Source organism: Mycobacterium sp. WUMAC-067, from assembly GCF_020217485.1.
Classification (GTDB): domain Bacteria; phylum Actinomycetota; class Actinomycetes; order Mycobacteriales; family Mycobacteriaceae; genus Mycobacterium.
On record NZ_JAEKMI010000020.1, the window covers coordinates 16,876 to 37,676 of the forward strand.

The 20,801-nt window shown below is 66.0% G+C and carries 18 protein-coding genes; 5 read left to right on the forward strand and 13 right to left on the reverse strand.

Annotated features, from left to right (window positions below; translation table 11 throughout):
• Positions 1-218 precede the first annotated feature (218 nt).
• Complete coding sequence (locus JF781_RS15630; protein WP_225326884.1) at positions 219-1,094, forward strand: SDR family oxidoreductase; 876 nt, start codon at positions 219-221, stop codon at positions 1,092-1,094.
• Here JF781_RS15630 and JF781_RS15635 read toward each other — a convergent pair.
• Both JF781_RS15635 and JF781_RS15640 read right to left on the reverse strand, forming a co-directional pair.
• Positions 1,091-2,536 (reverse strand): amino acid permease, encoded by a 1,446-nt coding sequence (locus tag JF781_RS15635; protein ID WP_225326883.1) that lies wholly within the window; start codon positions 2,534-2,536, stop codon positions 1,091-1,093. The two genes, JF781_RS15630 and JF781_RS15635, sit on opposite strands and share 4 nt — an antisense overlap.
• A gap of 131 nt (positions 2,537-2,667) precedes the next feature.
• Positions 2,668-3,570: a PAC2 family protein gene (locus tag JF781_RS15640; protein ID WP_225326882.1), complete on the reverse strand. Its 903-nt coding sequence runs from the start codon at positions 3,568-3,570 to the stop codon at positions 2,668-2,670.
• 428 nt (positions 3,571-3,998) lie between these two features.
• Between JF781_RS15640 and metH the strand changes: the two genes are divergently transcribed.
• On the forward strand, positions 3,999-7,772 hold the full coding sequence (gene metH / locus JF781_RS15645; RefSeq protein ID WP_225326881.1) for a methionine synthase: 3,774 nt from the start codon (positions 3,999-4,001) through the stop codon (positions 7,770-7,772).
• Between the two features lie 79 nt (positions 7,773-7,851).
• Here the strand turns inward: metH and JF781_RS15650 are convergent, their stop codons facing one another.
• Positions 7,852-8,505 (reverse strand): TetR/AcrR family transcriptional regulator, encoded by a 654-nt coding sequence (locus JF781_RS15650; RefSeq protein WP_225326880.1) that lies wholly within the window; start codon positions 8,503-8,505, stop codon positions 7,852-7,854.
• 126 nt (positions 8,506-8,631) lie between these two features.
• Between JF781_RS15650 and JF781_RS15655 the strand changes: the two genes are divergently transcribed.
• Positions 8,632-9,069 carry a hypothetical protein gene (locus JF781_RS15655; RefSeq protein ID WP_225326879.1) on the forward strand — a complete coding sequence of 146 codons (438 nt, stop codon included), beginning with the start codon at positions 8,632-8,634 and terminating at the stop codon, positions 9,067-9,069.
• On the opposite strand, the gene JF781_RS15660 is transcribed toward JF781_RS15655, so the two are convergent.
• The 10 genes from JF781_RS15660 to JF781_RS15705 are packed head-to-tail and all read right to left on the reverse strand — an operon-like array spanning position 9,066 to position 19,564.
• Positions 9,066-9,830, reverse strand: a complete 765-nt coding sequence (locus JF781_RS15660; RefSeq protein WP_255641924.1) for a mannan-binding family protein — start codon at positions 9,828-9,830, stop codon at positions 9,066-9,068. The two genes, JF781_RS15655 and JF781_RS15660, sit on opposite strands and share 4 nt — an antisense overlap.
• Positions 9,830-10,495 (reverse strand): tetratricopeptide repeat protein, encoded by a 666-nt coding sequence (locus tag JF781_RS15665; protein ID WP_225326877.1) that lies wholly within the window; start codon positions 10,493-10,495, stop codon positions 9,830-9,832. Before JF781_RS15665 ends, JF781_RS15660 begins: the two co-directional genes overlap by 1 nt.
• 30 nt (positions 10,496-10,525) lie before the next feature.
• Positions 10,526-11,785: an MlaD family protein gene (locus JF781_RS15670; protein ID WP_225326876.1), complete on the reverse strand. Its 1,260-nt coding sequence runs from the start codon at positions 11,783-11,785 to the stop codon at positions 10,526-10,528.
• A complete protein-coding gene (locus tag JF781_RS15675; RefSeq protein ID WP_225326875.1) occupies positions 11,782-13,041 on the reverse strand; it encodes an MlaD family protein in 1,260 nt (419 codons plus the stop codon). Before JF781_RS15675 ends, JF781_RS15670 begins: the two co-directional genes overlap by 4 nt.
• Complete coding sequence (locus tag JF781_RS15680) at positions 13,038-14,153, reverse strand: MCE family protein (RefSeq protein WP_225326874.1); 1,116 nt, start codon at positions 14,151-14,153, stop codon at positions 13,038-13,040. The genes JF781_RS15675 and JF781_RS15680 overlap by 4 nt, the downstream gene beginning before the upstream one ends.
• The gene (locus JF781_RS15685) at positions 14,150-15,205 is read right to left on the reverse strand and encodes an MCE family protein (RefSeq protein WP_225326873.1); all 1,056 of its coding nucleotides are present in this window, start codon (positions 15,203-15,205) and stop codon (positions 14,150-14,152) included. The genes JF781_RS15680 and JF781_RS15685 overlap by 4 nt, the downstream gene beginning before the upstream one ends.
• On the reverse strand, positions 15,198-16,253 hold the full coding sequence (locus tag JF781_RS15690; RefSeq protein ID WP_225326872.1) for an MCE family protein: 1,056 nt from the start codon (positions 16,251-16,253) through the stop codon (positions 15,198-15,200). Before JF781_RS15690 ends, JF781_RS15685 begins: the two co-directional genes overlap by 8 nt.
• Positions 16,250-17,833: an MlaD family protein gene (locus JF781_RS15695; protein WP_225326871.1), complete on the reverse strand. Its 1,584-nt coding sequence runs from the start codon at positions 17,831-17,833 to the stop codon at positions 16,250-16,252. Before JF781_RS15695 ends, JF781_RS15690 begins: the two co-directional genes overlap by 4 nt.
• Positions 17,834-17,856: 23 nt before the next feature.
• Positions 17,857-18,720 carry an ABC transporter permease gene (locus tag JF781_RS15700; RefSeq protein WP_014711536.1) on the reverse strand — a complete coding sequence of 288 codons (864 nt, stop codon included), beginning with the start codon at positions 18,718-18,720 and terminating at the stop codon, positions 17,857-17,859.
• Between the two features lies 1 nt (position 18,721).
• Positions 18,722-19,564, reverse strand: a complete 843-nt coding sequence (locus tag JF781_RS15705) for an ABC transporter permease (RefSeq protein ID WP_225326870.1) — start codon at positions 19,562-19,564, stop codon at positions 18,722-18,724.
• A gap of 304 nt (positions 19,565-19,868) precedes the next feature.
• Here JF781_RS15705 and JF781_RS15710 point away from each other — a divergent pair, with 304 nt between their 5' ends.
• Together JF781_RS15710 and JF781_RS15715 are read left to right on the forward strand one after the other, a co-directional pair.
• Positions 19,869-20,471, forward strand: a complete 603-nt coding sequence (locus tag JF781_RS15710; RefSeq protein WP_225326869.1) for a TetR family transcriptional regulator — start codon at positions 19,869-19,871, stop codon at positions 20,469-20,471.
• 46 nt (positions 20,472-20,517) lie between these two features.
• A complete protein-coding gene (locus JF781_RS15715) occupies positions 20,518-20,799 on the forward strand; it encodes a phosphoribosyl-ATP diphosphatase (protein ID WP_225326868.1) in 282 nt (93 codons plus the stop codon).
• Positions 20,800-20,801 lie beyond the last annotated feature (2 nt).

Genomic DNA, 20,801 nt, shown 5'->3' on the forward strand with positions numbered 1-20,801 from the left:
TAGAACGTGCTTTCGGTGGAGTCAATTTAATTGGGCGCTAATTCCATTCGTGCGTAATTTATCCGTCTGCTGATCCATGGCGGGCGGTGGCCGTGGGCGCAAATCTGTCGGCGCCGACCTTGGCCCACCCCGGTAGAGCCGGACCGAGGATGCCTCGCAGTTGGTCGAGAACCCCGCGGGGGCCTTCACACGGACCACCGCGCGGTACGTTGGCGGTCATGACGTCGCTGCGGGACAAAGTCGTTTTCATCACCGGCGGTGCCCGGGGGATCGGGGCCGAGGTCGCGCGCCGGCTGTGCGCCAAGGGCGCCAAGCTCGTCCTGACCGATCTCAACGAAGCCGACCTGAAGGCGCTCGCCGCCGACCTCGGCGAAGACCGGGTGCTGACCGCGGTCGCCGACGTGCGCGACCTGTCAGCGATGCAGGCCGCCGCCGCTCGCGCCGTCGAGCGGTTCGGCGGCATCGACGTCGTGGTGGCCAACGCCGGCATCATGAGTTACGGGTCGGTGGCCCAGGTCGACCCCGACGCGTTCAAGCGGGTGCTCGACATCAACGTGCTCGGTGTCTTTCACACGGTCCGCGCCACCTTGCCCGCGGTGATCGAGCGTCGCGGCTATGTGCTGATCGTCTCCTCGCTGGCCGCGTACACGGCGGCTCCCGGGCTGGCGCCCTACAACGCCTCCAAGGCCGGCGTCGAGATGTTCGCCAATGCGCTGCGGCTGGAGGTGGCCCGCCACGGCGTGAGCGTCGGCTCGGCGCATATGTCCTGGATCGACACCGCGCTGGTCCGTGACACCCAGACCGACCTGTCCGCGTTCAACCAACTGCTGGCCAGCTTCCCGTGGCCGCTGAACAAGACGACGACCGTCGACAAATGCGCGGCCGCGTTCGTCAAGGGCATCCAGCACCGGCGCACCCGCGTGTACTGCCCGCGCTGGGTGGCCCTGTTCCGCTGGGTCAAGCCGGTGCTGTCCAGTTCGGTCGGCGAACTGCCCCTGCACAAATCCACCGCCGAGCTGTTGCCCCAACTGGACGCCCAGGTCGCCGCGCTCGGCCGCTCCACGAGCGCCTATAACCAAGGCCTCGGTAACTAGCCGGTCTGTGCCGCGCGCTGCGACGCGACGGCCGCCACCCGGTTGCGCACCAGGAACCATCCGGCGCTCAGCGCCGGGATGACCACCACCACCGTGCCGATGGTCCAGGTGCCGGTCTGTTTGTCGAAGGCCATCATGACCAGGACGGCGGCCAGGAACGCCAGTGTGAGGTAGCCCGAATACGGCGCCCACGGCATGCGAAACCGTGGTCGTTGCAACAGCCCGGCCTTGGCCAGCCGGTAGGCGCGCAGTTGACACAACACGATGGTCGCCCAGCACGCGATGATGCCCGGCGCCACGATGTTGAGCACGATCTCGAAGGCTTCGCCGGGATTGACCGCATTCAGGGCAATGCCGAACAGGCAGATGGCGGCCGCCATCGTGATGCCGACGTACGGCACACCGTTCTTGGACATCCGGGTCGCGAACCTGGGGGCGCTGCCACTCGAGGCCATCGAGTGCATGATGCGGCCGGTGGAATACAGCCCCGCATTCAGGCTCGACAGGGCCGCGGTGAGCACCACCACGTTCATCAGGTCCCCGGCGCCGTGGAAGCCGATCGTGGAAAAGAAAGTGACAAAAGGGCTTTCGGTGGCCTTGTAGGAGGTGTACGGCAGCAGCAACGCCAGCAGCGCAACCGACCCGACGTAAAAGATCGCTATGCGAACGATCACCGAATTGATCGCGCGCGGCATGACCTTTTCCGGTTCGGCGGTCTCCCCGGCGGCCGTGCCCACCAATTCGACGGCGGCATAGGCGAATACCACACCCGAGGTGGTCAGCAGCGTCGCGAGTACGCCTGAGGGAAAGAGGCCGCTGTGGTCGGCCCACACGCTCAGCCCGGTGCTGTGGCCGTCGACCCGATAGCGCCCCGCCACGAAGACGATGCCCACGACCAGGAAGGCGATGAGCGCGAAAACCTTGATCAGCGCCGCCCAGAATTCCAGCTCACCGAACCATTCCACCGAGATCAGGTTCATCGACAGCACGACGACGAGGGCCAGCAGCGCCAACACCCATTGCGGGATCGATTCGAATGTCGTCCACCGCCGCAGATAGGTGGCGATCGCGGTGGTGTCGACGATGGCGGTCATCGACCAGCCGAGGAAATACATCCAGCCGATGGCGTAGGCGGCCTTCTCGCCGAAGAATTCGCGCGCATACGACACGAACGAGCCCGACGACGGGCGATGTAGGACCAGCTCGCCCAGTGCTCGCAGGATGAAAAACACGAATATCCCGCAGACGGCGTACACCAGGAACATCCCGGGTCCCGCCTTGGCCAGCCGGCCGCCCGCGCCCAGGAACAGCCCGGAGCCGATCGCGCCGCCGATGCCGATCATCTGCACTTGCCGGGGCTTGAGCCCCTTGCGGTAACCGGCGTCTTCGCCGAAGTCCCCGACTACTTCGTGGGGGTTGCCGTCACCAGGCGACGCGGCCATGAAACGTCCAATCGGTAGGTCGCGAAGCGATGCTTCCGTAGTTGATCGGTCGCCGGCAAGTTCGCCGGCGCACCGTCAGTGTCGATGGTGACGACCCGCTTCGCCCGGCTGCGCCGCGCTCGCGATCGCCACTAGCGCCCGTAGCCGGGGCGGCGGCGGCGCAGATAGCGCTCGAACTCGGCGGCCAGGGCGTCGCCGTCGATCTTGCCCAACGCGTCGTTCATGTCCACCTCGGCGTCGCCGCGCTGTTCCAGCGATTGCACGTATTCGGCGAGGTCCTCGTCCTCGGCGGCCATCTCGGTGACGGCCTGCTCCCATTCCTCGGCGTCCGACGGCAAGTCCGCCAGCGGAACCTCGATGTCGAGCACGTCTTCGACCCGGCGCAGCAGGGCCACCGTCGCCTTCGGGTTCGGCGGCTGGGACACGTAATGCGGCACGGCGGCCCAGAACGTCACCGCCGGGATCCCGGCGGCCACGCAGGCATCCTGAAACACCCCGGCGATGCCGGTGGGGCCCTCGTAGCGGCTTTCCTCGAGCCCGAAGCGCTTCGCGGATTCGGGGGAGTAGGCCGCGCCCGATACCGGAACCGGCCGGGTGTGCGGGGTGTCGGCCAGCAGGGCGCCCAGGATCACCACGGTGTCCACGTTGAGCTTGTCGGCGATGGCCACCAACTCGGCGCAGAAGGTGCGCCAGCGCATGTTGGGTTCGACCCCGTGCATCAGCACGACGTCGCGGTCACTGCCCGGGGGCCGGCAGTGCGAGATCCGCATCGCCGGCCACACCAGCTCGCGGGTCACCCCATCCACCTGCCGGATCACCGGCCGATTCACCTGGTAGTCGTAGTACGCCTCGTCGTCGATCTCCAAGATCGGGTCCGCTTCCCAGATGGCCTCGAGGTGTTCGAGCGCGTCGCTGGCCGCATCACCGGCGTCGTTCCAGCCCTCGAACGCGGCCACGACGACGGTCTGGTGCAGTTCGGGTAATGCGGCCTTGCCACTAGGGAGGCCAAAGGGGGGGCCGTCGGGCGGGGTCACAGAATTAGCGTACGGCCTTCCGCCCCGATCTTCGGGGCGCGGTGGCCGCGAATTGAGCCCCGCCGGGCGTTTTACCGGGAGCTTTACATAGGACGACTATTCTTATGGCGTGACTGCCGCTGACGAACACCGCTCCGACACCGACGCTGCGACGGGCATCCACAACGGCGTCGCGGCGGTCGAGGCGAAATACGTGCGGCTGCAATCTCGTTAACCTTGGTAACTACGACATTGCCGACACGATCCGCGAGCTGGGGATCGAGGGGCTCGTGGCCCCCACGTGGATCGGGTCGAGCTGGGGGCGTCCAGACGTCGGGTGACGACGTAGACTTTCCACCGTCGAGAGGCGTTGCAACGGATCCGGGTACTGCCGGTTTCCGCCACGCTCGGCAGAGTCAAGGACGCCTTCCGCTACGGAAGGATTACACGTGACCGCCTTGGACACCTCCGCATCGAGCACCTTCGCGCCGAACGTCCGCCCCGACTGCACCGCCGCACTGACGGCTGCTCTGCGCCAGCGGATCATGGTGATCGACGGCGCGATGGGGACGGCGATCCAACGGGACCGGCCGGACGAGGCCGGCTACCGCGGCGATCGGTTCACGGAGTGGCCGACCGCTCTTCAGGGCAACAACGACCTGCTCAACCTCACGCAGCCGCAGATCATCGAGGGGATCCACCGCGAGTACCTCGAGGCGGGCGCCGACATTCTGGAAACCAACACGTTCAACGCGAACGCGATCTCGCTCTCCGACTACGACATGGCTGACCTGAGCTACGAGCTCAACTACGCCGGCGCCGCCCTGGCCCGCAAGGCCGCCGACGAGTACAGCACCCCCGAGAAGCCCCGCTACGTCGCCGGCGCCATCGGGCCGACGACGCGGACCGCGTCGATCTCGCCGGACGTCAACGACCCCGGCGCCCGCAACGTCTCCTACGACCAGCTGGTCGCCGCCTACCTCGAAGCCGCCAACGGCCTGGTCGACGGCGGCGCCGACCTCCTCATCATCGAGACGATCTTCGACTCGCTGAACGCCAAGGCGGCGGTGTTCGCCGTCGAGACACTGTTCGAGGACCGCGGACGCCGCTGGCCGGTGATCGTCTCGGGCACCATCACCGACGCGTCCGGGCGGACGTTGTCCGGTCAGGTCACCGAAGCATTCTGGAACGCGATCAGGCACGCGAAGCCGATCGCGGTGGGCCTCAACTGCGCCCTGGGCGCGCCGGAGATGAGGCCCTACATCGCCGAGATGTCCCGCATCGCGGACACCTTCGTCTCCTGCTACCCGAACGCCGGCCTGCCCAACGCCTTCGGCGAGTACGACGAGACCCCGGAGCGTCAGGCCGGCTACATCGCCGACTTCGCCGAGGCCGGCCTGGTCAACCTGGTCGGCGGGTGCTGCGGGACGGCGCCGCCGCACATCGCGGAGATCGCCAAGGTCGTCGAGGGCAAACCGCCGCGCGAGGTGCCGCAGATCGAGGTGGCCACCCGGCTCTCGGGCCTGGAGCCGCTCAACATCACCGACGACTCCCTGTTCGTGAACATCGGTGAACGCACCAACATCACCGGCTCCGCGCGGTTCCGCAACCTGATCAAGGCCGAGGACTACGACACCGCGCTGTCGGTGGCCCTGCAGCAGGTCGAGGTCGGCGCGCAGGTCATCGACATCAACATGGACGAGGGCATGATCGACGGCGTCGCCGCGATGGACCGGTTCACCAAGCTGATCGCGGCCGAGCCGGACATCAGCCGCGTCCCGGTGATGATCGACTCCTCCAAGTGGGAGGTCATCGAGGCGGGCCTGAAGAACGTGCAGGGCAAGCCGATCGTCAACTCGATCTCCATGAAGGAGGGCGAGGAGAAGTTCATCCGCGAGGCACGGCTGTGCCGCAAGTACGGCGCCGCCGTCGTCGTGATGGCCTTCGACGAGCAGGGTCAGGCCGACAACCTGGAGCGCCGCAAGGAGATCTGCGGGCGCGCCTACCGGATTCTGACCGAAGAGGTCGGCTTTCCGCCCGAGGACATCATCTTCGACCCGAACTGCTTCGCGCTGGCAACCGGTATCGAGGAGCACGCGACGTACGGGATCGACTTCATCGAGGCCTGCGCCTGGATCAAGGAGAACCTTCCGGGGGTGCACATCTCCGGCGGCATCTCGAACGTGTCGTTCTCGTTCCGGGGCAACAACCCCGTCCGCGAGGCGATCCACGCGGTGTTTTTGTTCCACGCCATCAAGGCCGGCCTGGACATGGGCATCGTCAACGCCGGCGCGCTGGTGCCCTACGACTCGATCGACCCCGAGTTGCGGGACCGCATCGAGGACGTCGTCCTGAACCGTCGCGAGGACGCGGCCGAACGGCTGCTGGAGATCGCCGAACGTTTCAACAGCACGGACCAGTCCGGGAAAGACGCCGCGGCGGAAGCCGAGTGGCGCAGCCTCCCGGTTCGCGAGCGGATCACGCACGCGTTGGTCAAGGGCATCGACGCACACGTCGATGCCGACACCGAGGAATTGCGCGCCGAGATCGCCGACGCGGGCGGTCGCCCGATCGAGGTGATCGAGGGCCCGCTGATGGACGGCATGAACGTCGTCGGTGACCTCTTCGGCTCGGGCAAGATGTTTTTGCCCCAGGTGGTGAAGTCGGCCCGGGTGATGAAGAAGGCCGTGGCGTACCTGTTGCCGTTCATCGAGGCGGAGAAGGAAGAGTCCGGCGCCGGGGCAGGCAAGGACACCAACGGCACGATCGTGATGGCGACCGTCAAGGGCGACGTCCACGACATCGGCAAGAACATCGTCGGGGTTGTCTTGCAGTGCAACAACTTCGAAGTGATCGACCTCGGTGTGATGGTGCCCGCCGAGAAGATCCTGGCCGCGGCGAGGGAGCACGACGCCGACATCATCGGGTTGTCCGGACTGATCACCCCGTCACTGGACGAGATGTCCAACTTCGCCGTCGAGATGGAACGTGAAGGCCTCGAGATCCCGCTGCTGATCGGTGGCGCGACCACCTCCCGCGCTCACACGGCGGTGAAGATATCGCCGCGCCGGACCGGTCCGGTGGTGTGGGTCAAGGACGCGTCCCGCTCGGTTCCGGTCGCCGCGGCCCTCCTCGACGACAAACAGCGGCCGGGCCTGCTGGAGGCCACCGAGAAGGATTACGCATCGCTGCGCGAGCGGCACGCGCAGAAGAACGAGCGCCCGATGCTCACGCTGGAGAAGGCCCGCGCCAACCGGACCCCGATCGAGTGGGACGGCTACACGCCGCCGGTGCCCGCCCAGGGTCTCGGGGTGCGGGAGTTCAAGGACTACGACCTCGCGGAGTTGCGCGAGTACATCGACTGGCAGCCGTTTTTCAACGCCTGGGAGATGAAGGGCCGCTTCCCCGACATCCTCAACAACCCGGCCTCGGGCGAGGCTGCCCGCAAGCTGTACGACGACGCCCAAGAGATGCTCGACACCCTGATCAAGGAGAAGTGGCTGACCGCCAACGCGGTGATCGGGTTCTTCCCGGCCAACGCGGTCGGCTCGGGTGTGGAAGACGTCGAGGTCTACACCGACGACACCCGCACCGAGGTGCTGACCACGCTGCACCACCTGCGTCAGCAGGGTGAGCACCGGGAGGGCATCCCCAACCGGTCGCTGGGCGACTACATCGCGCCCAAGGACACCGGCCTGGCCGACTACATCGGCGCCTTCGCCGTCACCGCCGGGCTCGGCAGCGGAGAAAAGATCGCGGAGTTCAAGGCAGCCCTGGACGACTACAGCGCGATCCTGCTGGAGTCGCTCGCCGACCGGCTGGCGGAGGCGTTCGCCGAACGGATGCACCAGCGGGTCCGCAAGGAGTTCTGGGGATTCCAGCCCGACGAGCACTTGGACAACGAGGCACTCATCGCCGAGAAGTACCAGGGAATCCGGCCCGCCCCGGGTTACCCGGCCTGCCCGGAGCACACCGAGAAGGCGACGCTCTGGAAGTTGATGGACGTTACGGAGCGGACCGGCATCGAGTTGACCGAGTCGATGGCGATGTGGCCCGGGGCCGCCGTCAGCGGCTGGTATTTCTCACACCCGCAGTCGCAGTACTTCGTGGTCGGCCGGATGGCCCAGGATCAGGTCGCCGACTACGCGAGGCGCAAGGGCTGGACCCTGAAGGAAGGTGAGCGCTGGCTCAGCTCCAACCTCGCCTACAACCCGGAGGACTGAGCCCGCCGCGGTCCACGAGCCCGGCGTGAGGCGAGCTCACCTATCGCGCTGACGGGCGGTGGCGTTCGGGGCCGAGTCATCAGTTGTCGTGCGCCGGAGAAACGCGCGCTTTCATCGCGGCGGCCAGGGAGCGTTCGGCGCGCCGGCGGGTGTCGCCGAGACCCACCATCAGGTTGACCGCCATCGGGGCCATCACGTCTTGCAGCCCTTGGGTGTCGATGAATCCGCCCATAGTCAGCAGGACGAATCCGTGTGTAGCACTGAGGATTTGGGTGGCCGCGGCGGCCGGATCCTGCGATCGGATCCGCCCGGCTTCGATGACCCGCTCGACCGCGGCCACCAGAACGGACAGCGCGTCGACACCTTCGGCGAGATCCCAAGGCGTGGCCCCACCCGCTAAAAGTTTGTCGACTCTGCCAATGTCGCTGAGACCGAACAGCAACCGGTACAGCTGCGGGTTTTGCATCGCGAACTCACCGTAGGCCAGTCCGCCGGCGATGAGATCGGCCATCGGGTCGTCCGTGTGGGCCACCGCGCGAGTGTGCTCGGCGAAGCGCGCAAGGCCTTCACGCATCATCGCCTCGATGAGCGTGGGCATGCCACCGAAGTGTGTGTACACCGCCATCGTGGACGCGCCGATCTCGCCCGCAACCGTGCGCGCTTGGATCGCCGCCGGTCCGTCCCTCTCGAGAACCGACAGCGCGGCGGCCACGAGGCGATCTCGGACGCTCAACGAAGTTGTGGTCGAAGACATCATTGACATCCTGCCATAACAAGCGTTATGTGGACTCTGACTAGGAATAACGATTGTTATGGCAACGCGGGCGGTGCCACCCGTCCGCAACAACGGAGGACCGAGATGGCTACCACAACACCCACGTACCGACGGCTGATAGCCGGCGTCGGCGGCGCCTGCTTGATATCGACACTCTTTTTGCCTTGGGCCGGGGTTGAGGGCACCAACCGCAGCGGTTGGGAGTTCAACACGGTGGCCGCCGTCCTTTTCCTGGTCGCCGGGTTGTTCGGCATCGCCACCGCGATCACCGGCGGGCAATTTGGCGCGGGCCGCCCTGACCTTTCGCTCATCGCCGCAACCGACCTACTCAACACCACGTCAATGTTGTTGCTCGCCTGGCTGATTCCCTGTGATTTCCCCGAACACGCCGCGCGTCAGCCGGGTGTCTTCGGCGCGCTGATTTCTGCGGCCGCAACCGCATTCGCGGTCGCCGACTACCGCCCGCTGCGGGGGGCGCCGTGGTTCCCACGCATCGACACGAGCGAGCCGACGCGCGCTTAGACGCGGAGCACGGAAGCCAAGGCGGACAGCGGAATATGCGCTTGCACGGTGCCCCCGTCCATGTACCACTGCGGCAGGCCGGGTGAGAAGTTGATCGGGCTGTCGTGGCCCACCGGGTAGTCCGGCATGTACAGGATCAGCTCGTCGGGCGTCACCGCCCACGCCTTGTACGCCCCCGAATAGACCTTGTCCGGCGTCCAGCGGTCCACGACGAACGGGTAGGTTCCCGGGTCGTGCGGCGGCGGCGCCTGATCGAGCGCGGTTTGGACAAACGGCTGGGCCAGTGGGGGAATGGCGGTCAGCGGGTCTGACGTCGTCAGGTCCGCCAGCTGCACCCGTCTTCCGCTTGCCATGTCGAATGTGAAGGTCCGATAGGCGTTGTTGGGCTGGGGGCCGTCGGCGTGATAGTCCTCATGAAACACCGCGCTGAGCAGGTTGGCGTGCCGGAAGACTTCGAAGTTCTCCTCGCCGTAGCTGTCGGCGGCCATGCTGGAGTTGGCGTTTCGCCAATTGTTGACCAGGGTGTGCAGGTAGTCGCGGATCACCGGACCCGTGGTCGGATTGTCGACCAGATCCTCGGGCACCGCGACCTTGATGTCGCGCACGGCGTTGCGTTCCGAGGTCACCGAGGTGTGGCAATATTGGCCGTCCCAGTTCCCGCCGAGCTCGCCACAGAATGACGGGGCCGATGCGTGCGCAGCGGGGAAGGTGGGAAGCGTTGCGGCGGCGGCCAATACGGATGCCGCTATGAGCCGGCGCATCACAGCAGCTGCACTTTGCTTGCCCGCCAGCGGCCGTCGACCTTTTCCATGGTCATCTTGATCCTGCTGCGGTCGATGCGCGGGTCGGGAGCGGCCGTGTTGGTGACGGTCTGGTCGATGAACACCAGCACGACGACCTTGTTGGTGGATGCGGACTGGATGGCCGAGTCCACCACCTCCCCATGCGCGGTGGCTTTGTTGTCGATCAGTAGCTGCCGAAGTTTCACACTGGACTGGGTGTACATGTCCTTGAACTCGCCGGTCGCGCCGTCGAGCACCTGCCTGAAGTTCTCGTCGACCTTGTTCGAGTCAATGCTCGTCAGTACCTGCGCGTAAGCGATGGCCGCCTGCTGGGCCTGTTCGCCGGCCACCTTGACCTGATGGTCTTGCCACTGCCGCCATCCCAGGAACCCCGAAACCGCAAGCGAGGCAACGAGTAACAGCGGCAGTATGCTGCGGCGCAGGTATTGCTTCCAGGGCCGTTTGCCGCGTTCGGAGTCGCGACGCTTGCGTGTGAGCAGACCACCCTCGTCGGCTTGCTCGTCGGCCTCGCAGGCGGTCACGTCGTCGACATCGTCGGGGGCGGCTTCCGTCGATCCGACGTCCGGCTCCGTTTTGACGGCCTCGGACTTCGGATTCTTTTGGGAGGTCACGATCACGGTCATCTCCTAGGGATCGGCTCGGGCGGTTCAGGCCTAGTGCGGCGGTTCGATCGGCAGCTGCGGGCCGCCGTAGGGGGTGGGAATGGTGTAGCGGCCCTTGGGGGTCGGATCGGTTCGCTGGCCCAGGTTCGCGCCCATCGGCGGGCCGGCGGTGTCGTCGCCGCCCGGGCGCGGCGCGTTCTTGGCGCCGCGGATCGAGACCGCGGGGTCGTCGTCGCGGCAGTAGGTGTACATGAACGGCTCGTAGTAGTCGGCGGCCGACGGTGGGTGCGAGGGAGTTCCGTAGTCGCACACGTAGCGGGGGTAGAGATCGGCAATCGCCCAGACTCCATTGTCGTGAAACGCGCTCGTCACCGCGTCCAATACCGACCCACGATAGTCCGGGAACAGCGCGTTGAGCGCCGGGACCCGCAGATACAAAAGCTGCGACATGGTGGCCATGCTGCCCAGCAACTGCACCATCGTGTCGGAATTGTCGGCGAACAGATTGTCGACGGCCGAAAGCGTGCGCGGCGTCTGCTGGGTCAAACGGCGATAGCCGGCCTGCATCCGGGCCACGCCGGTCAGCGTTTGGTTGAGTTCTGTTGCGGCAGAGCCCAAGCCGGAGTTCTTGTCGCTCGCCAGGGTGAGCACGACCCGGCTGGTCTTGATGATGCTGGTGGTTTGCGGCAGCACCGAATCCAGCGTCGAAAGCAGGAAAGTGCCGCCGTCGACGATGGCGGTCAGCTTCGCCGGACCTTCCTTGCTCAGGCTCAGTTCCTTCTTGATCAACTCGATCTTGTGCGGGTCCACCTGGGCCAGCAGCCCGTCGGCGTCGCCCAGCAACTGCGCCAAGCTGACCGGAACCGTGGTGTGGTCCAGGGCGATGCGGCTGCCGTCGTGCAAGTACGGGCCGGCGTCGGACGCGGCTTCGAAGTTGACGTACTGCTCACCGGCCGGCGAGAGCGCCGACACGTGCACGACGCTGTTCGCCGGGATCCGCACCTTCGACGTGATGGTGGCGACGGCGTTCACCCCGTGGTCGGTGATCTCCAGCGACTCGACCCGGCCGATGCGCACCCCCCGCAGCGCGACGTCCTGGTTGGGGAGGAGCCCGCCCGAATCGGCCAACTGTATGGTGACCCGGTAGGACGCGGCGAAGGGCTTCACCCGCAAGGCGCCGATCAACAGGTAGGCGGTGGCCACGACCAGGATGAGCGCCAACCCGGCCACCGACAGCCACACCTGTTGCCGGTGGCCCGTACGCACCGCCCGGACAACGAGATTGGCGAAGTCGGCGATGGCGCGGATCATGAGTGCGGCCCCGGCCCCGGCCCCGGCCCCGGCGGCGGCGGTTCGGCCGGCCCCGGTGGCGGGACCGGTCCCGGCGGGGGTCCGGGGGCGACATCGATTTGGCCCGGGATGGTCGGGTCCGGGATGACGGGAACCTGCGGCGAATCCGGTCCCCGGCCGACCACCCGCTCCTGTAGCCGCCACAGGGTGTACTTGAGGGTGCCCACGAGCAGGTTCACGTTGTAGTGGTGGGGTCCGTGCAGCCCGATGTCACCCGGGTATCCGATATCGGGCAGCGAACCGAGCATGATCTTGTCCACGCCCACGTGCACCGAAATCGAGTTCCCCGCCGTCGATTTGACCAACGGGGGGATCAGCCTGTTCACCGACAGCCAGCTGGTGTCCGGGCTCACCACGACGTCGTTGGCGGCCCCGGCGATGGTGTTCAGGTCGCGGATCACGCTGCGGCCGCTGGTGTCGGTCCCGCCGATCGACGGGAACCTGGCCAGCAACCGCGTGGTGTCGCCCACCTGGACGGCCAAATTGGAAAGCTGGGTGGTGTTGGCGGCCAGGGCCGACGTCGCGGGCCTGGCCGCCGCCATCAGGTCGCTGATCGTTTGATTCTTGGCGTCGAGTTGGTCGGCCAGCCGCGACAATTGGCTCAACGCGTTCTTGATCTGATCGGATCGCGAATCCAGCGTCCCGAGCAACTCGTTGGACTTGCGGATCATGTCTCCGAACGCCTGTCCCTGGTCACCGGTCGCCTTGCCGAAACCGTTGATGATGTTGGTGAAATTGCGTACCGCGCCACCGTTTACGAGAATCGCCGCCGAGCTCAGCACCGACTCGACGGTCGCGGCGGCCGCGGTGGAGTCCAGGCCGATGGTGTCGCCGTTCTTCAATAGCGGCCCGTCCCCCTCATCCGCGCCGGGCGGCTTCAGCGCGACGAACACGTCGCCCAGTGGCGTCGCGGTGCGCAATTCGGCGGTGCTGCCGCGGGGCAGTTGCACGCCCTCCCTGATCCGCAGCCTGGTGAGGGCGGTGTAGTTGCGCGCAACCATCGACTCGAGTTGCCCGACGTCGGCCCCGGCGAGCTTGACCTTGGCGTTCATCGGCAGGTTGAGCGCGTTGGAGAACACGGCGTTCAGTGAATACCCTCCCGAACCCAGCCCCGGCGCCGGAAGGGGCAGGCTGGCAAGGCCGTTCGTGGCGCATCCTGCGGTGACCATGGCCGCGGCCAGCACCGCCGGCATTCCCCGGGTGCGCGCCGTCATCATTTCTGCCCCATGGCGGCCATGCCGTCGAGGACGTAGGTCAGCCCGAAATCGGGGCCGAAGTCCTGGATGGTCCCGGTGCTGCAGCCCAGTTGACGAAGGCCCATCAGGTTGCAGATCTCTTTGGTGTACTGGCTGTCGAAGAGCAATCGGTCCGTCAAAAAGCGGGCGCGCACGGCACCGTTGGCCCGGTCGATCATGTTGTAGGCGTTGTCGGCCACCAGTGGAGCGAGATCCAGGAGCTCGGCCAGGTCGCGCCTCTGCTCGGTCACGGTCTTGAGCGCGGCATTGCCGTTGACGACCGTCTGCTTGATGTTGTCGCGGTTGGCGTCAAGCAGGTCGCCGGCCCGCTGGATGAGTTGGTCGAGTTTGCGTCCGGTGCTGCCACTGCCGAGATTTTCGTCCGCCATGATCTGGCTGACTTGGTGGATGGTGGAGGCGAATTCGCGCAATTTCGTGTCATTGGCGGCCACGGCGTCGAACAGCGTACTGATGTTTTTGACGATCGTGGTGATCTGCTCACGGGTCGTCGCGCCGCCGTCGCTGGACAGGCGCAGCGCCTTGGACAGTTCGCCCAGCGCCGCTTTGATCTTTTCGCCGTTGCCGTTGATCACCTCGGTCCCGCCATTGAGCACGTCGGCGATCGGGCCGCCGCCGCGGCCGTCGCCCTCGAGCGACTTGGTCACCTTGTCCAGGACGTTGAGGACGCTGCTGAATTCGACCGGTGTCTTGGTCCGGGGCAATCCGATGGTGTCGTGGTTCTGCAGGGTCGGCCCGTCGTGGTAGGGCGGTGTGAGTTCGATCTGGCGGTCGGTGAGGATGGAGGTCGACACCGTGACCGCTTGCGCGGTGGCGGGAACCTTGACGTGGCGGTCGACGGTGAAGTCAACTTCGACGTAGCCGCCCTTGGCGTTGATCTTGGTGACCTTGCCCACCGGCATGCCGAGCACCGCCACCACGTTGCCCTCGTAAAGTCCTGAGGCGCTGTCGAATTGGGCGGTCACCGTGATCGTGTCCTCGTCGGAACGCAGGTACCACCAACCGACGCCGACCACCGCGCCGATGACCGCGACCGCGGCGACGATGGCCAGCGCCCTGGCGCCGAACCCCCTCATTTGCAGTCCTTGAAGTACTGGATCATGCCGAACTGCTTGGCGCGGCCGCTGATCGCGCACATCCAGGAGTCGATCAGGGGCACGTTGGGCGCGTTGAAGTTGATCGCGTTGCCGTCACCGGTGAGGTTGGCCGCCTCGCGAAAGAAGATCGGGCTGGTTTGCAGCATGCTGTGCAGCAGGTCGTCGTGCGCGGACATCAGGTTGGTGAAGTCGCGCATGTCTTTGATCAGCGCGTCCAGACCCGAGCGGTCGTTGACCACGACCTGGCTCATGGTGTCGACAAGGCTCGAGAGGGATTGCATCATCGCGTGGAAAACGGCGCGCCGCGCGACGAATTGGCCGAGCAGGTCCTGCCCCTGGTCGACCAGCGCGCCGATACCGGCCTGCTGGCGCCGCAGCGTGTTCGTAACCTGCTCGGTGCTGCGCAGCAGCTGTCCAAGCTGGTCGCGGCGCACCGCGATGATCGACGAAAGGGTGTTGATGTTCGTGATTGCCTGCGGCACCACGGAGGGCAGTCCCTCGAGTTGCTTGCCGAGCACCGCCAGCGACTGTGCGAACCTGTCGGAGTCGACCTGTTCGAAAGTGGTGGTGGCGTCCTGCAACGCGGCCTGCAGGTCGTAGGGCACCTCGGTGTGCGCCAGGTCGAATGTGTTGTTGGGCAGGTGCGCCGGCCCGTTGGGTTCCAGCGCGAGGTAGCGCGACCCCAGGATTGTGGTGACCCTGATCTGCGCCCGGGAGTCCTTGCCCAGCTTGATGTCGTCCCGGACCTTCAGCCCCGCCTCGACGTGGTCGCCGACGAGTTTCATGCTCGTGACGTTGCCCACCGGAATGCCCGCGACCACGATGGGGTTGCCCGCCCGCAGCGAAGCCGCTTGCAGGAACTCGGCGGTGTAGTGCCGATAGCCGGCGCCGATGGCATGCACCAGCAGCATGACCCCGATGACCACCGCCACCACCGCGACCGCGATGAACCCCAGCCAGGTCTTGTTGTAGCTTTCCAGCGGCCGCTTCTTCATCCCCGAAAGCCGTTGCCGCACAGTCTTGTCAGCCATCGACGGTGCTCCTGCACCTCGGGGTGTGCCACGCCCTGTTTCCCGGGGTGGCCGCGTTGATGATGATCGGCACGACATCGTTGAGCCCGGGGAAGAACCCCATGAAGTTCACGTCGCACACGTAGGCGTTGCCGTAGGCGCCTTGATTGCCGACCCGGGTGAGGCCTTTCAGCAGCAGCGGGATGTTGTCGCCGAAGAACGCCACCTGCGGTTCGACGTCCATGATGTGTCTGGCGACACCGGGCTTGCGATCGATGAATTCGCGCAATGCCGGGTACACGTCGGTCGCCGAGGTCGACAGTCGGCCCGTCACCCGCGCCAGCGAACCCACCGAGGCGACCAGGTCGGGGCGCCGCTGGTCGAGCTCACCGACGACGCTGCGGGTCTGTGTGATGACCCCGTCGAGGTCGTCGTTTTGGGCCGCGAGGTTGCCCACCACCTTGTTGAGGTTGGTGATCACGCTGCCCAGGGCCTGATCCCTCCCCGCGAATGTCTCTGTGAGCGTGGAGGTCTGGCCGACCAGTGTGGCCAGCGATGACGTGTCACCTTGCAGCGAGGCGATGATGCCTTTGGTGAGGTTGTCGGCGTCGTGGGGGTTCAGCAGGCTGAACAACGGTTCGTAGCCGTTGAGCAGCGTGGTGACGTCGAAAGAGGGTTCGGTGCGTTCCAGCGGGATGGTGCTGCCCGGCGGAAGCAGTTCGGGGCTGCCTTCCTTGCCCAACGACAGTCCCAGGTAGCGCTGCCCGACGATGTTCTGATAAGTCACCGAGGCGAGGGTGTTGCCGAACAGCCGTTGTTCCTGCTGCACCACGAACGAGACTTTCGCCAGTTTCCCGTCCAGTTCCACCTTTTCGACCCGGCCCACGCGCACTCCCGCCATGCGGACGTCGTCGCCCTCGCGAAGCCCGTACACGTCGCTGAACACCGCCGAATATCTGGCCGTGTCACCGGCGACGTCACGCCGCAAGCTCACATACACCAGCCAGGTCACCGTCAGCGAGACGATCATGAACAGGGTCAGCGCGATGAGCGGGCCGCGAAATTTCATTTGGCCTCACCGGACGGATGGGCTACCGACACCGTGGTGCCGCGGGCGACCGGACCGAGCAGCAGCTCCGTGGCCGGTGTGGCGGGGCCACCGGTGATCACACCCAACATGTTTCGTTCATACTGGCTCCCAACGGGTCCCACGTTCCCCCCGAAATGTGAGGGACCAAACGAGGCCTGCGGAATCCAGGGCGCCTTGGGCGCCACCGGTGCGACCCACGGCTGGTGCGGTTGTGGTGTCGCCGGCGCCCCCGGCGACGGGTTGTCGGGATTCGCGCTGCCGGGAACGGGCGGTGACGGCGTAATCCCCGGGGCCAGCGGGGGATTCGGATCGGTCAAATTGGGAGTCGGGTTGATCAGCGGCGGGCCCACGGCAACCAGGTTTCCGTCCGGACCGATCACGGTGCCCGGCGGCGGAGCCAGATCCTTGGGTGGATGATAGTTCTGCGGCAGCAGCACCTCGGGCAGATCGGGGCGCACCGGGATCAGCGGCGCGGTAAAGCAGCTCGGCCCCTTCAGCTCGCCGTAGTGTGGACAGTCGGCGCGGGTGTAGGTGGAACTGGGCGTGAACGTCAGCATCGCGCGCATGTTGCCCAGATTTGTGTCCGGGTTCCAGACCTGCTCCATGAACTGGTTGGCAAGGTTGTCCAATTTCGTCACTGCGGGCACGAAATTGTTCGACTTCTGCGCCAACACACCGAACACCGGCGTGAAATCGGTGGTGATCCGGATGAGTTGGTCGATGTGGTTGTCGAACGACTGGCGCGTCGTGCCGACCGTGTCGTCCGCACCCGACAGCAGCGAGCTCAGCTGTCCGCGCGTCTCGGCGAATGTCCGCATCGGCTCGACGGCCTGATGCAATGCGTCGAGAAGGTCGGGGGCCGTCTGCGCGAGCCCCGTCGTCGCATCGAGCAGCGCGGACACCGTCGACGGGCCGGTGTCGGTGCTGACGATCGAATTGAGCTGGTCGAGAAGGTGATTCAACTGCGCGCCGGCGTTGAGCAGGCTGACGCGGCGGTGGTCGGTCGCCGCACCCAGGGCGGCCAGGATCCCCACCGACCTGTCGTCACGGCCGCGCCCCGCGGCGGCCAGCAGGTCGCGCAACTTGCTGACCGTCGTCTGGAACAACACGGTCGGCAACCGCTTGTCCTCTGGAATATGCGTGCCCTGGCGGATTTTCGCCCCCGGGCCCTTTTGGTTTGGGGAGCCCACCAACTGCACCGACGACACGGCGAACACATTGCTCGGCACCACGCGCGCGGTCACGGCGGCCGGAATCGACTTGGCGTATTCGGGTTTGAGGTCGATGTGGACATAGTTGGGTTTGCCGTGCGCGGCCGGGACGACGTCGTCGACCATTCCGACGAGCACGCCGTGATATTTGACGTCCGATTTCTGCGGGAGGCCGTCGCCCACGTTGACCAGATCGGCAACCACCCGCACGTAATCGTCCAGTCTGCCAGTGGATTTGACCAACATCGCGGCGGTGACCAGGGCGCTGACCACCACGACGGCGATGCCGACGCCGAACAGCTGGCGGTCGGAGGGGCCACGTCCGTCGAGCTCAAGGGAATTGGGCATCTTCCACCGACCTTGCCACGGGTCTAACCGCCAAACCTTGCGCCGGAGTCGACGCCCCACAGCGCCATGGTGAGCAGCATGTTCACGATGATCACGACCGTGATGCTGGCCCGCATGCCGTGCCCCGCGGCGACGCCGACGCCTTCGGGTCCGCCGCTCGCGTAATACCCGTAGTAGCACTGGATCGTCGACGCGATCCACACGAAGATGACGGCCTTGATCAACGAGTAGACGATGTCCTGGCCGGCCAGCATCAGCGTGAAGTAGTGCAGGTAGGACCCGGTCGAGCCACCGCTGCCGATCCCCACCACCACTTGCGTGCTCAGGTAGCCGATCGCCAGGCACGCGGCGTACAGCGGGATGATCGCCACCACCGAGGCGATCAGCCGGGTGGTCACCAGGTAGGGGATCGGGCGGATCGCGATCGACTCCAACGCGTCGATCTCCTCGGCGATGCGCATGGATCCCAGCTGGGCGGTGAAGCGGCAACCGCCCTGCATGGCGAAGGCCAGCGATGCCATCAACGGCGCCAGCTCGCGGGTATTGACCAACGAGGAGACGAACCCGGTGGCGGGGCCGAGGCCGAGCAGGTCGAGGAAGTTATAGCCCTCGATGCCGACGAGTGCGCCGACCGTCATGCCTAGCACCACCGCCACGCCGGCGGTGCCGCCACCGACCACGATCGAGCCGTTGCCCCAGGTGATGTTCGACAGGAGCCGCAGAAATTCGCCGCTGTACTGGCGCACGGCGAGCGGCACGGCGACCGCGGCCCGGACGAAGAAGACCAGCAGATGGCCGAGCCGGATGATCGGCACCTTGCCCCTGCGGTAGAGCCGGACGAGCGGCGTCGAAATCGGTGCGAAAGGCTCATACGCCGAGGCCGTCACGTCAGAGCCCCGTCCTGGGCGACAACAGGATGTAGAGCTGGCTGATGGCGACGTTGACGATCATCAGCAGCAGGATCGCCTCGACGACGGCGGCGTTCACCGAGTTCGCGACGCCCGTCGGTCCGCCCTTGGTGGACAAGCCTTTTTGGCTGGACACGACGGCCACGATCGCGCCGAACACGATCGCCTTCAGCAGCGCGAGAATCATGTCGCCGGTCGTCGCGAACGACGCGAACGTCGACACGAAGCTGCCCGGCGCGCCGTTCTGGAAGTACACGTTGAACATGTAGCTCGCGAAGAATCCGGCGAAGCACACGACGCCGGTGAGGGCCACACCGATCATCACCGCCGCGGCGAAGCGGGGGACGACCAGGCGCCGGATCACCGAGACCCCCATCACCTCCATCGCGTCGGTTTCCTCGCGCATGGTGCGCGAACCGAGATCGGCGGTGATGGCCGACCCGACGGCCGACGCCATGAGCACCGCCGCCACCAACGACGCGCCCTGCCGAATGACCGCGAGCCCGCTCGCCGCGCCGGCCAGCGAGGTGGCGCCGACCTGGCCGGCCAGCAGCGCGAATTGGATGGACAGGGTGACGCTGATCGGCAGCGAGACCAGGATCGTCGGTAGCACCGCGGTGCCGGCCATGAACGCGCCCTGCCGGACGAATTCGTGCCATTGGAATCGTCCGGTGATCAGGTCGACGAAGAAATATTGAACCGTGCGCACGCCCAGGACGAACTGTTCGCCCACCGTCGTCAGTGAGGCGACCGGATGACGTCTGACGTACCCGACCGACCAGTTCCGGATGGCGACAACGCCGTCAAGCTGTGCCGTCGTCATAGCGGCGCGACCCGCGGTCGGTCTAGCAAACCCGTGGCACAGGTCATCGCGTACCGGCTACCGCTCATCGGCCCTCTTCCCACCCCTAAGTCCTGAGCGCCGAGCAGAGGCCGTTGGGTAGCCGTTGGGACCCTATTTTTATTAAAATAGTGTCAACAAGCGCCAAGGCTCTGCAGTTCATCGGTGTGTGCTGCATCACACTAGCCTATTTGATAGGGACTTTCAATAGTGTAGAGTCCCTCATCTGAGATCGTCGCTGGACGGCATCGCGGGGTTCTAATGTCGGATTGACGAAGGTGATGGCATGCCCTCAGCAAACACCGGTTCGTTGCGGGACCGACGCCGTGCTGAGCTGCTTTCCCAGATCCAGCAGACCGCGCACCAGCTCTTCGCCGAGCGGGGCTTCGAGGCGGTGACGACCGAGGACATCGCGTCGGCCGCCGGGGTCTCCATCAGCACGTATTTCCGGTATGCGCCCACCAAGGAGGGCCTGCTCGTCGATCCCGTTCGGGAGGCGGCCGCCGAGATCGTGGGTTCGTACAGCGCCCGGCCGCCCCACGAGTCACCGGTCGAAGCATTGATCCAGCTGTTCGTCACGCACGCCAGGGATGTCAGCAACGTCGCCAACCTCGATACCTGGCGTCACGCCGTCGCCACCGCGCCCCACCTGTTGAGCAAATCCGTCTTGGTCAGCGAAACCGATCACGGCACGCTGATCGAGCAAGTCGCTCACCGGATGGGTGTCGATGCGCGGGGCGACATTCGACCCGCGTTGTTGGTCCACACCAGTTTGGCCACAGTCCAATTCGTCCTCGACGGGTGGCTGTCCTCGGATATCGGCGAAAGCCCGGCTTTTCACGAACAATTGGAACAAGCGCTGCGGCTCACTCTCGCCGGATTCGACTGAACCGGGCGGCCCCGACCGAAACCGCCGTGACTTTGCCGACCGCCGCGTGAAACAATCGCTGGCCGTGAAGACCTTCGAGGATCTGTTCGCCGAACTCGGCGAGCGTGCCCGCACCCGGCCGGCCGGCAGCGCGACGGTCGCCGCGCTGGACGGCGGCATCCACGGGCTGGGTAAAAAGATCCTCGAGGAAGCCGGCGAGGTGTGGCTGGCCGCCGAACACGAACCCGACGACGCGCTGGCCGGGGAGATCAGCCAGTTGCTCTACTGGACGCAAGTGCTGATGGTCGCGCGCGGGCTGTCCCTCGACGACGTGTATCGGAAGCTGTGACC

What these genes read in the sequence shown, in the direction of transcription:
- JF781_RS15695 (WP_225326871.1), bottom strand. Translation starts at nt 17,833, where the DNA reads ATGCCCAATTCCCTTGAGCTCGACGGACGTGGCCCCTCCGACCGCCAG.
- JF781_RS15685 (WP_225326873.1), bottom strand. Translation starts at nt 15,205, where the DNA reads ATGGCTGACAAGACTGTGCGGCAACGGCTTTCGGGGATGAAGAAGCGG.
- JF781_RS15670 (WP_225326876.1), bottom strand. Translation starts at nt 11,785, where the DNA reads ATGATCCGCGCCATCGCCGACTTCGCCAATCTCGTTGTCCGGGCGGTG.
- JF781_RS15690 (WP_225326872.1), bottom strand. Translation starts at nt 16,253, where the DNA reads ATGAAATTTCGCGGCCCGCTCATCGCGCTGACCCTGTTCATGATCGTC.
- JF781_RS15680 (WP_225326874.1), bottom strand. Translation starts at nt 14,153, where the DNA reads ATGAGGGGGTTCGGCGCCAGGGCGCTGGCCATCGTCGCCGCGGTCGCG.
- JF781_RS15710 (WP_225326869.1), top strand. Translation starts at nt 19,869, where the DNA reads ATGCCCTCAGCAAACACCGGTTCGTTGCGGGACCGACGCCGTGCTGAG.
- JF781_RS15675 (WP_225326875.1), bottom strand. Translation starts at nt 13,041, where the DNA reads ATGATGACGGCGCGCACCCGGGGAATGCCGGCGGTGCTGGCCGCGGCC.
- JF781_RS15660 (WP_255641924.1), bottom strand. Translation starts at nt 9,830, where the DNA reads ATGCGCCGGCTCATAGCGGCATCCGTATTGGCCGCCGCCGCAACGCTT.
- JF781_RS15655 (WP_225326879.1), top strand. Translation starts at nt 8,632, where the DNA reads ATGGCTACCACAACACCCACGTACCGACGGCTGATAGCCGGCGTCGGC.
- JF781_RS15635 (WP_225326883.1), bottom strand. Translation starts at nt 2,536, where the DNA reads ATGGCCGCGTCGCCTGGTGACGGCAACCCCCACGAAGTAGTCGGGGAC.
- JF781_RS15705 (WP_225326870.1), bottom strand. Translation starts at nt 19,564, where the DNA reads ATGACGACGGCACAGCTTGACGGCGTTGTCGCCATCCGGAACTGGTCG.
- JF781_RS15630 (WP_225326884.1), top strand. Translation starts at nt 219, where the DNA reads ATGACGTCGCTGCGGGACAAAGTCGTTTTCATCACCGGCGGTGCCCGG.
- JF781_RS15665 (WP_225326877.1), bottom strand. Translation starts at nt 10,495, where the DNA reads ATGACCGTGATCGTGACCTCCCAAAAGAATCCGAAGTCCGAGGCCGTC.